General features: G+C 63.5%; 10 protein-coding genes and 1 pseudogene. 8 read left to right on the top strand and 3 right to left on the bottom strand.

The window, feature by feature from the left end; translation table 11 throughout:
- Positions 1–78: 78 nt before the first annotated feature.
- A pseudogene (locus ACZXDY_RS16565) lies at positions 79–168 on the top strand (VOC family protein); the annotation flags it as partial.
- Between the two features lie 86 nt (positions 169–254).
- Here the strand turns inward: ACZXDY_RS16565 and ACZXDY_RS16560 are convergent.
- On the bottom strand, positions 255–860 hold the full coding sequence (locus tag ACZXDY_RS16560) for an LOG family protein (protein WP_028166512.1): 606 nt from the start codon (positions 858–860) through the stop codon (positions 255–257).
- A 230-nt stretch (positions 861–1,090) separates the two neighbouring features.
- On the opposite strand from ACZXDY_RS16560, the gene ACZXDY_RS16555 reads away from it, so the two are divergent.
- The 4 genes from ACZXDY_RS16555 to ACZXDY_RS16540 all read left to right on the top strand — a co-directional run bounded on the left by ACZXDY_RS16555 (position 1,091) and on the right by ACZXDY_RS16540 (position 5,828).
- The gene (locus tag ACZXDY_RS16555) at positions 1,091–3,064 is read left to right on the top strand and encodes an ABCB family ABC transporter ATP-binding protein/permease (protein ID WP_464346219.1); all 1,974 of its coding nucleotides are present in this window, start codon (positions 1,091–1,093) and stop codon (positions 3,062–3,064) included.
- Positions 3,065–3,206: 142 nt separating this feature from the next.
- Complete coding sequence (locus ACZXDY_RS16550) at positions 3,207–3,905, top strand: phosphatidylserine decarboxylase (RefSeq protein WP_028166510.1); 699 nt, start codon at positions 3,207–3,209, stop codon at positions 3,903–3,905.
- A 77-nt stretch (positions 3,906–3,982) separates the two neighbouring features.
- A complete protein-coding gene (pssA, locus tag ACZXDY_RS16545) occupies positions 3,983–4,864 on the top strand; it encodes a CDP-diacylglycerol--serine O-phosphatidyltransferase (protein ID WP_464346218.1) in 882 nt (293 codons plus the stop codon).
- Between the two features lie 244 nt (positions 4,865–5,108).
- Positions 5,109–5,828: an RraA family protein gene (locus ACZXDY_RS16540; RefSeq protein ID WP_028166508.1), complete on the top strand. Its 720-nt coding sequence runs from the start codon at positions 5,109–5,111 to the stop codon at positions 5,826–5,828.
- A 17-nt stretch (positions 5,829–5,845) separates the two neighbouring features.
- Here ACZXDY_RS16540 and ACZXDY_RS16535 read toward each other — a convergent pair whose 3' ends face one another.
- Positions 5,846–6,472, bottom strand: a complete 627-nt coding sequence (locus ACZXDY_RS16535) for a TerC family protein (protein WP_028166507.1) — start codon at positions 6,470–6,472, stop codon at positions 5,846–5,848.
- A 291-nt stretch (positions 6,473–6,763) separates the two neighbouring features.
- Positions 6,764–7,012 (bottom strand): hypothetical protein, encoded by a 249-nt coding sequence (locus ACZXDY_RS16530; RefSeq protein ID WP_464346217.1) that lies wholly within the window; start codon positions 7,010–7,012, stop codon positions 6,764–6,766.
- 301 nt (positions 7,013–7,313) lie between these two features.
- Between ACZXDY_RS16530 and ACZXDY_RS16525 the strand changes: the two genes are divergently transcribed.
- The 3 genes from ACZXDY_RS16525 (at position 7,314) to ACZXDY_RS16515 (ending at position 9,990) form a co-directional block, all read left to right on the top strand.
- The gene (locus ACZXDY_RS16525; RefSeq protein WP_464346216.1) at positions 7,314–8,144 is read left to right on the top strand and encodes an SDR family NAD(P)-dependent oxidoreductase; all 831 of its coding nucleotides are present in this window, start codon (positions 7,314–7,316) and stop codon (positions 8,142–8,144) included.
- A 207-nt stretch (positions 8,145–8,351) separates the two neighbouring features.
- Positions 8,352–9,125, top strand: coding sequence for a motility protein A (locus tag ACZXDY_RS16520; RefSeq protein ID WP_028166504.1), 774 nt, complete (start codon positions 8,352–8,354; stop codon positions 9,123–9,125).
- A 34-nt stretch (positions 9,126–9,159) separates the two neighbouring features.
- A complete protein-coding gene (locus ACZXDY_RS16515) occupies positions 9,160–9,990 on the top strand; it encodes an OmpA/MotB family protein (RefSeq protein WP_028166503.1) in 831 nt (276 codons plus the stop codon).
- The last annotated feature ends 68 nt before the right edge of the window (positions 9,991–10,058 follow it).

The raw sequence follows: 10,058 nt of genomic DNA, 5'->3' as shown, positions 1-10,058 counted from the left end.
AGGTTCTGGCTGGCTGGTTACCCGCCTCGATACGCCGCCCTTCTCAGGCCGTCATCACCCAGATTCCGCCATAGCTCGCGCCCGCACGACCGTGTCAGATACTACGCGGCGTTCGTCACCGATCCCGACGGCAACCGCATCGAGGCGGTGACGTTTCCGAGCGAGTGAGCCTCTTCGTTGGAGCATGATCTCCGCGCAAACGCTTCGCGTTTGTCGCGAGGGAAAACCGGTTTCCACTTTTCCGGATCATGCTCTTACAGTCGCCGCGCCACGTCCGGCGCGAGTTCCTTGCCGGCCTCGGGCGCGCGCGCGGCAGCGGCGCGCAGGCGCGGCACGATGTCCTCGACGCGGTCGGCCGTCAGCACCTCGAGCGGCAGCGTCGGGCGGATGAAGGCCGTCGAGCGCATATGATCGAGCAGCGCGAGCAGCGGCTCCCAGAAGCCGTCGATATTGGCGAGCAGCACCGGCTTGGTGTGCCGGCCGAGCTGCTGCCAGGTGAGCTGCTCGACCAGCTCTTCCAGCGTGCCGATGCCGCCGGGCAGCGCCACGAAGGCGTCCGAGCGCTCGAACATCAGCCGCTTGCGCTCGTGCATGTCGGGTGTGACGATCATCTCCTGGACGCGGGTGAGCGCGTTCTCGCGGGCGCGGAGAAAATCCGGGATGATGCCGGTGACCTTGCCACCATGGTCGAGCGTGGAGGTCGCGACCGCGCCCATCAGTCCGATCGAGCCGCCGCCATAGACGAGGCGGATATCACTCTCGGCAAAGATCCTTCCGAGCGCGTTGGCTGCTTCGACAAAGCTGGGGCTGGTGCCGGGGCCGGAGCCACAATAGACGCAGACGGTTTTGATCTGGTTCATAGGTCTGATTTGGTTCATCCGCTCATGTGGCACTGCAACGAAAAAAACGTCAAGCCCGGCATTTCACGTGTCGTGGCGTAAAAGTGGCGTAAATCGCTGAAAATCGTGAAAGATCCACTCCATGAGGGTTTCCGCGAGGTCAAAATCCCCTATATGACGGGCACAATGCGGATCCATGCAAATCACATGACAGCGAACCGGCGCGCCGTCCTGACGTCGGCGATGGCTTAATGTCGTCCCAACCCCAACTGCGCCTGAACGATATGTCATCTGCCGACGCAAACAGAGCCGAGAAGGCCACCCTGGTCGGTACGCTCGCGCATCTGTGGCCCTATATCTGGCCTGGCGACCGCACTGATCTGAAGATGCGCGTCTTGTGGTCGATGGTGCTTCTGCTCCTCGCCAAGCTCGCGACGCTGTCAGTGGCCTTCACCTTCAAATGGGCGATCGACGCGCTGAACGGCACGCCCAGCGCGCCGCTGCAATCGTCGAACTGGACGATTTGGCTGATCGCTTCGCCGCTCCTGTTGACGGCTGGGTACGGCGCGGTGCGTGTCCTGATGGCGGTGCTGACGCAATGGCGCGACGGCATCTTTGCGCGCGTCGCCATGCATGCGGTGCGGCGGCTTGCCTATCTCACCTTCGTGCACATGCACGAATTGTCGCTGCGCTTTCACCTGGAACGCAAGACCGGCGGACTGACGCGCATCCTCGAACGCGGCCGCACCGGCATCGAGACCATCGTGCGGATGGTGATCCTGCAGTTGATCCCGACGGTGGTCGAGGTTGCGCTATTGACGGCCGTGCTGCTTTGGCAGTTCGATTGGCGCTATGTCGGCGTCGTCGTGATCACTGTCGCGGCGTTCATGTACTACACCTATGTCGCGACCGAGTGGCGGATCGAGATCCGCCGCAAGATGAACGACTCCGACACCGAAGCGAACACCAAGGCGATCGACTCGCTCCTCAACTACGAGACCGTGAAATATTTCGGCGCCGAGGCGCGCGAGGCCGAGCGCTACGACCGCTCGATGGAGCGCTATGAGCACGCCAGCATCAAGACCTATACGTCGCTGGCGATCCTCAACACCGGCCAGGCGATCATCTTCACCGCCGGCCTGACGGCGATCATGCTGCTGTGCGCGATCGGCATCCGCAATGGCAGCAACACGGTGGGTGATTTCGTGCTGGTCAACGCCATGATGATCCAGCTCTACCAACCGCTCAATTTCATGGGCATGGTCTATCGCGAGATCAAGCAGGCGATCATCGACATCGAGAAGATGTTCGGCGTGCTTGCGCGCAAGGCGGAGATCAAGGACGCAGCCGATGCCAAGCCGCTCGTGGTGACGGCGGGCAGCGTGCGGTTCGAGGACGTGCGGTTCGCCTACGAGCCTGATCGCCCGATCCTGAAAGGCCTCTCCTTCGAGGTGCCGGCCGGCAAGACGGTCGCGATCGTCGGTCCCTCGGGCGCCGGCAAGTCCACGATCTCGCGGCTGTTGTTCCGTCTCTACGACGTCTCCAGCGGCAGCATCCTGATCGACGGCCAGGACATCCGCAACGTCACGCAAAATTCGCTCCGCGCCTCGATCGGCATGGTGCCGCAGGACACCGTGCTGTTCAACGACACCATCCGCTACAACATCCGCTATGGCCGCTGGGATGCCGACGATGCCGAGGTGGAAGAGGCGGCGAAGCTCGCGCAGATCGATACGTTCATCCGGATGTCGCCAAAGGGCTACGAGACCCAGGTCGGCGAGCGCGGCCTGAAGCTGTCGGGCGGCGAGAAGCAGCGGGTGGCGATCGCCCGCACGGTACTGAAGGCGCCGCCGATCCTGGTGCTGGACGAGGCGACGTCCGCGCTCGATAGCCACACCGAGCATGAGATCCAGGCTGCGCTCGAGCGGGTCTCGCGCAACCGCACCTCGCTGGTGATCGCGCACCGGCTCTCGACCATCGTCGGCGCCGACGAGATCATCGTCATCGACCAGGGCCGCATCGCCGAGCGCGGAACCCACCCCCGGCTTTTGGAGCAGGGCGGGCTTTATGCCAGTATGTGGAACCGGCAGCGCGAGGCCGAGGAGGCGCGGGAGAAGCTGGCGATGGTCGACGACGGAAGCGAGGCGCCGAACCGCGAGCCGCCGCCGGTCGACGAACCCGAGCCTGATCCCGTCGAGAAGCCCTTGCCGACGGCCGCCGAATAGGCTCCATCTCCGTCGCGAGCCTGATCCGATTAGACGGAATCAGATCAGGCTCTCATCTCTTTGTTTGAGCATGATCTTTTCGGAAAACCGGTTTCCACTTTTCCGGATCATGCTCTAGGACCGGAAAACCGAGTGAGATTCGATGTCGATCGCCAATTCCATCCGCGCGCAGATTCCGCCCATTCATCCTGAGGGCTATCCGTTCATCGGCGGCTTCGCGCTGGCGAGCCTGATCCTGTTCTGGATCTGGACGCCGCTGGGCTGGATCGGGACCGTGCTGACGGTCTGGTGCGCGCTGTTCTTCCGCGATCCGGTGCGGGTGACGCCGGTGCGGGACGGGCTGGTGGTGGCGCCCGCCGACGGGCGCGTCTCGATGATCACCCAAGCCCTGCCGCCGGCCGAACTGGGGCTAGGCGACCGGCCGCTGACGCGGGTCTCGATCTTCATGAGCGTGTTCAACTGTCACGTGAACCGCAGTCCGGTTGCGGGGCGCATCGACCGGATCGCCTACCGGCCGGGCGTCTTCATCAATGCGGAGCTCGACAAGGCCAGCGAGGACAATGAGCGCAACTCGCTCGTGATCTCGACGCCCAACGGCCGCATCGGCGTGGTCCAGATCGCAGGCCTGGTGGCGCGGCGCATCGTCTCCTTCGTACGCGAAGGCCAGTCAATCGGCGCCGGCGAACGGTTCGGCCTGATCCGGTTCGGCTCGCGGCTCGATGTCTACCTGCCCGAAGGCACCAAGCCGCTGGTATCCGAGGGCCAGACGGCGATCGCGGGCGAGACCGTTCTGGCCGATTTCCGCACCCCCGAGCCGGGGTGGACGTACCGGGCCGATTAACCATCGGCACCGCCAATTGCGGCGCCTTGCCGCTGCAATGGCGGAGGGCGCCGGCGCTTGCTATATAATCGCGAGCCATGATGCCGATCGATTCCAAATACCCGGAACTGCGCCGCCGGCGGTTTCGCCAGATTCCGGTCCGGTTGCTGGTGCCCAATGTCATCACGCTGCTCGCGATCTGTGCCGGCCTGACCGCGATCCGCCTGTCGACCGAAGGGCGGATGGAGCTCGCGGTCGCGGCGATCGTGTTCGCTGCAGCGCTTGACGGCATCGACGGGCGCATCGCGCGCCTGATCAAGGGCCAGTCGAAATTCGGCGCCGAGCTCGACAGCCTCGCGGATTTCGTCAATTTCGGCGTGGCGCCTGGTCTGATCCTCTATTTCTGGCAACTGCACGAATTGGGCAATGGCGGCTGGATTGCGGCCATGGTGTTCGCGATCAGCGGCGGGCTGCGGCTCGCCCGCTTCAACGCCTCGATCGACGATCCAAACAAGCCGGCATTCGCGGCGAATTATTTCACCGGCGTGCCGGCGCCAGCTGGCGCCATCACGGTGTTGCTGCCGGTCTATTTGGGCTTCCTGGGCATCACTACGCCGCCGACGATGCTGACGGCCTTCTACACGCTCCTGATCGCGTTCCTGATGGTGTCGCGCCTGCCGGTGTTTTCCGGCAAGACAATGCGCATGCGGGTGCCGCCGGAAATGCTGCTGCCGGTGTTCGTGTCGGTGGTGTTCTTCATCGCGCTATTGGTCAGCTATCCCTGGCACATCCTCTCCGCGGGCTCGGTGCTATATCTAATCAGCCTGCCATGGGGCTGGAAAACCTATCGCGACCACGCGCGCGCCGCGGAGGCGCAGGCCGCTGTGCCGGCCGAGGCCTCGACGTCGCCAACTCCCTCGCCGAGCTATCCGGGCGTCACTGACACCGACCACGACGATCGTCCGGCGCGGCTTAATTGAATAATGCTCGACCTTCATCCTGAGGAGCTTGCGTAGCAAGCGTCTCGAAGGATGAGGCCACAGACGGAGCCTCATGGTTCGAGACGGCGCGAAGACGCGCCTCCTCACCATGAGGGGCGGCAGTTGGCTTTCCCCCAAATATCAGCCATGAGCGGAAGCTTGGTTGGGTTCACGGCCGATCTCGGCTATAGGCATGGGCCAAGATCGTCTCGTCAAGAAGCGTCCATTTGCCAGGAGAAACGCCGTGAATAAAGCCGTCACTGCCCCGCTGCCCGCGTCCGTCCTCGAAGCCTTGGCGCGCTATGACACGCCGACGATCTGCAATGCGATGGAGATCGTCGCCCCGGAACGGCGGTTGATCGGCTACACCACCAAGCCGTTGGTCTGCCCGTTCCCGGACCTGCCGCCGATTGTCGGCTATGCCCGCACCGTGACGATCCGCTCCGTGCTGCAATCCGGTCTGCCGGCGGCCGAGCAGGCCAAGCGCCGCATCGAATATTACGAATATGTCGGCACCGGCTTTGGTCCGCGCATCGCCGTGATCCAGGATATCGATGGCGCCGATGTCGGCTATGGTGCGTTCTGGGGCGAGGTGCAGAGCAATGTGCACAAGGCGCTCGGCTGTCTCGGTGTGATCACTGACGGCTCGATCCGTGACATCCCGCAATGGGCGCCGGGCTTCCAGGCGCTCGCCGGATCGATCGGCCCGTCGCACGCCTGGGTGCATGCCGAGAGCTTCGGCGGCGAGGTGCGGGTTGCCGGCATGACCGTGCGCTCCGACGATCTTATCCATGCCGACAGCCATGGTGCGATCGTGATCCCGAACGATGTCGCCGCCAAGCTGCCGGATGCGGCCGAACTCTGCGCGCGTCGCGAGACGCCGATCCTGGAGATCGCGCGCAGCCCGGACTTCTCGCTCGAGAAGCTGAAGGAAGCACTGAAGCGCTCGGCCGAGATCCACTAACTCCAATAGGTCGCGGCTCAGAGCGCCGCGACCTTGGCGACGTCGTGGGCGCCGCGAATGACCATGTCAATGGCGACATAGAGGATGACGGCGAGGCCGACATAGGCGATCCAGCGATGCTTCTGCAGCAGCCGCGCGATGAAGGTCGCGGCTGCGCCCATCAATGCGATGGAGAGGATCAGGCCGAAAATCAGCACGCTCGGGTGCTCGCGGGCCGCTCCCGCGACAGCCAGGACGTTGTCGAGCGACATCGAGACGTCGGCGACGATGATCTGCGTCGTGGCCTGGAAGAGCGTCTTCCGGGGCGCCCCGTCTGCAGACGCGCCACCGAGCTCTGCGTCGGCTTCCTCTTTCGCCGTGGCGCGCAGCTCGCGCCACATTTTCCAGCACACCCACAACAGCAGGATTCCGCCGGCAAGCAAGAGGCCGACGATCTGCATGATCTGCGTTGCCACGACGGCAAACATGATGCGCAGCACGGTCGCTGCCAGAATGCCGATCAGGATCGCCTTGCTGCGTTGCTTCTCGGGCAGGCCGGCTGCGGCAAGGCCGATCACGACGGCATTGTCGCCGGCGAGCACCAGGTCGATCAGGACGACCTGCAACAGCGCGGTGAGAAATTCAAAGCCAAGAAATTCGGACACGGGTCATGCTCCCCTTCTGGTCTGGAGAGTGACCCGGATGAGATACCGGCTTGATGGCGACGCACATCGGTGAGGGATTCACCGATACGTCCCGCGATCAATGCCGCAGATCAAAGCAGGGCCACTCCAACTTAACTCCAGTCCGACATCGCAGCCTGTCGGCTGCCAGAGGGGCCCGGCCTGGTACGCTTTAGATCATGATCCGATGAGACGGATCATGATCTCATCTCTTTGAGTTGGAGCATGATCTCTTCGGAAAACCGGTTTCCACTTTTCCGGATCATGCTCTAGTTACGGTCGCGAATTCGCACGCGCGACGGCTTCTTCCTCGAAGAACAGCGCCGCCTGGTCCGGTTCGCCAAAGATTGCCGCTGCACACCCCATGAAGGTGAATGCACCGGCAAAATCCCACCACGTGACTTTCCCTGAGTTCTCCTGAGCCCTGATCAGGCGCGCCAGGATGGCGGCCACTGCGGCCTCCGCGAACAGCAGGATGCTGAACGCAGGCAGCACGAGCTCGGGTTCGAGCACGCGGATCATCAGGATGGCAGGGAACACGGTCAGGGCGCCGAACAGTGCGAACAGACCGACAGGCTCCAGCGACGGAGCATTTTCGCATGATCCAGTTTGAACTGGAGGCCAACATCGGTTCCCTTTGAATGAACGAACGCCCAATAGCAGCCGCGCAGCATCTGCTGACGAGCCAGCTATTGGCGGCAACCAATAGCAAAACACTCTTGCCCGCGGGAGGTTTCTGACCCGTGGCGCAGCGCCGCAGACGGGTGTAGTTGTCCTTCGACCGCCGTGTGGAACCCGCGCGGGCAGAGACCGGAGGTGTGCGATGGAAATGCGTGACAAAACCGTGTTCATCACCGGCTCAACCGACGGTGTCGGCCGCTACGTTGCGAAGAGGCTCGCCATCGGCGGCACCAGCGTGCTGGTCCACGGGCGCGACAAAGCGCGCGGGGCATCGCTGATCGAAGAGATCAGGCGGGCAGGAGGCCGCGAGCCCATTTTCTATCAGGCCGACCTGTCCTCGCTTGCCGAGACGCGAACGCTCGGCGAGGCCGTGCTCGCGAACCACAAGCGGCTCGACGTCTTCATCAGCAATGCCGGGATCGGCTCGCAGAACGAGGGACCGGCGCGGCAGACCAGCAGGGACGGCTATGAGCTGCGCTTTGCCGTGAACTACCTTGCGGGTTTCCTGCTCGCGCGTCTGTTGCTGCCGCTGTTGAAGGCGAGCGCGCCGTCGCGGATCGTCAATGTCGCTTCGCTCGGCCAGCATCCGATCGACTTCGACGACGTGATGATCACGAAGAACTACAGCGGCTCGCGCGCGTATGCCCAGAGCAAGCTTGCGCAGATCATGTTCACGATCGATCTCGCAGAAGAGCTGAAAGCCTCGGGCGTCACCGCAAATTCGCTGCACCCGGCAACCTATATGAACACCACGATGGTGCGCGCCGGCGGCATCACCCCGATCTCGACCGTCGAGCAGGGCGGCGAAGCGATCCTGCATCTGGTGTCGGGCGATGATGTCGCCGATGAGAGCGGGCTGTTCTTCAACGGCATGAACGAGGCCAGGGCCAATCCGCAGGCCTATGAGGCGTCGGCGCGGAGACGGCTGCGCGCGCTCAGTCTCGAACTCACGGGGCTCGATAGCGGTCACTGAGCGGCGCCGGCGATTATGGTTAGCGAAAGATTGAGACCAGCGCTGCGCTCAGGCCTGATCCGGCCACTCGGGATTTTACGGGTTCCTCTTCGGCTTAACCTTTACGGGTCTTTAATGGCGGCCACGTAGGGTTTTCCGGCGCGGTCCGCGGTTGGGTCGTGCACCGTCCAGGACAGGCGGTGTGTAGCGTACGCGTTGGAGTCTCCCATGGATATTATGACGGGCGTCGGGCTCGTGATGGGCATCATCGTGATCTCAGCGATGATGCTGATGGGCGGCGACCTACACATGTTCATTTCCGAACATGCGATGATCATCATTTTCGGCGGATCGATCGCGGCCACGATGATCCGCTTTCCATTGGCCGCGATCCTGCATGGCCTGCCGCTGGGCGCCAAATTCGCCTTCACCATGAGCCGGCTTTCGGCGCGCGATCTCGTCGACGAGCTGGCCCGGATTGCCGAGATCGCCCGCAAGCAAGGGCCGGTGGGCCTTGAAAAGGTCGAGACCAACGAGCCCTTCCTGGCCAAGGGAATCCGCTACGTCGCCGACGGCTACGACCTCGAATTCATCCGCGACAATCTCGAACGCGACCGCGACAATTTCCTGATGCATCTCGACGAGGGCAGCAAGATCTACCGCGCGATCGGCGACTGCGCGCCGGCCTTCGGCATGATCGGCACGCTGATCGGCATGGTGCAGATGTTCGCCAACATGACCGATCCCTCCAAGCTCGGCCCGTTCATGGCGACCGCGCTGCTGGCCACGCTTTACGGCGCGCTGGTTGCGAACCTGTTCTGCCTGCCGATCGCCGACAAGCTGCACGGCAAGCTCCTCGACGAGGAGACCAATCGCACCCTGATCATCGACGGCATCCTGATGATCCGCGATTCGAAGAGCCCGGCTTTGGTCCGCGAAATGCTGCTCGCCTATCTGCCGGAAAAGCACCGCGAAGGAGAGGGCGAGCCGGTGCCGGCCTGACCTTCGGCCTGGCAGCGGTCTGGAGCTTCACCCGATGGCCAAGAAAAAGCGCGGCGACGCACATACCGGAGGTCACGGCTGGTTCGTGACCTTCGCCGACCTGATGGGGCTGATGATGAGCTTCTTCGTGATGCTCGTCGCCTTCTCCAGCATGGACAACAACAAGCTGAAGATCGTCGCAGGCTCGATGCGCGACGCCTTCGGCTCGCAGACCAATGTGCGCTATTCCGGTATCATCGAATCCGACGGCCTGCCGACGCGGCCGAAGTTGAAGAATGTCGAGCATATCTCTCCGGAGGAGACGTCGGACAAGCCGACGCCCGACGAAAAGGAGCGCAACCAGGAGAACGGCGCCAAGCTGCACACCGACCGCGCCTTCGCGCTCGCGTCCGCTTCGCTGCGGCAGGCGCTGCAGGACATGCCGGAATTGACCGAAATGTCCAAGCACATCATGTTCGAGGAAACCAAGGAGGGCCTCAACCTCGAGATCATCGACCAGGACGGCCGCTCGATGTTCGCCGACGGCTCCAAGGTACCTTACGACCGGACACGGCGGCTGATCCAGAAGCTCGCCGGGCCGCTTAAGGCAACGCCCCTGCGCGTATCCATCGTCGGCCACACCGCCGCCGGTTTCGTGCCGGCGCGCAGCGACTACGGAGCGTTCGACCTGTCGGCGGACCGCGCCAACGCGGTGCGCCAGATCCTGGAGCGCGAAGGGCTGCCCCCCTCGCACATCTTCGCTGTCTCGGGCAAGGCCGACAGCCAGCCGTTGTTTCCGGACGATCCTTCGCTCGCGGCAAACCGTCGCGTCACCATCACCTTGATGCGTGAGGATCCGCCGCTGCCGCCCGGCTTGAAGCCGTAATCCGCCGAATTTACTATCGGCCGCCTGTCCAGCCCGAGACCGTTACGCGCTTGTCGCGGCCGCCGCAA

It is taken from the genome of Bradyrhizobium sp. LeoB3, assembly GCF_055456055.1.
This window is presented reverse-complemented; position numbering and strand designations above follow the sequence as displayed.

Excerpts from the sequence above, each read along its gene's own strand:
- ACZXDY_RS16560 (WP_028166512.1), bottom strand. The coding sequence starts at position 860 with ATGAACCAGATCAAAACCGTCTGCGTCTATTGTGGCTCCGGCCCCGGC.
- ACZXDY_RS16555 (WP_464346219.1), top strand. The coding sequence starts at position 1,091 with ATGTCGTCCCAACCCCAACTGCGCCTGAACGATATGTCATCTGCCGAC.
- ACZXDY_RS16550 (WP_028166510.1), top strand. The coding sequence starts at position 3,207 with ATGTCGATCGCCAATTCCATCCGCGCGCAGATTCCGCCCATTCATCCT.
- pssA (WP_464346218.1), top strand. The coding sequence starts at position 3,983 with ATGATGCCGATCGATTCCAAATACCCGGAACTGCGCCGCCGGCGGTTT.
- ACZXDY_RS16530 (WP_464346217.1), bottom strand. The coding sequence starts at position 7,012 with ATGATCCGCGTGCTCGAACCCGAGCTCGTGCTGCCTGCGTTCAGCATC.
- ACZXDY_RS16525 (WP_464346216.1), top strand. The coding sequence starts at position 7,314 with ATGGAAATGCGTGACAAAACCGTGTTCATCACCGGCTCAACCGACGGT.
- ACZXDY_RS16520 (WP_028166504.1), top strand. The coding sequence starts at position 8,352 with ATGGATATTATGACGGGCGTCGGGCTCGTGATGGGCATCATCGTGATC.
- ACZXDY_RS16515 (WP_028166503.1), top strand. The coding sequence starts at position 9,160 with ATGGCCAAGAAAAAGCGCGGCGACGCACATACCGGAGGTCACGGCTGG.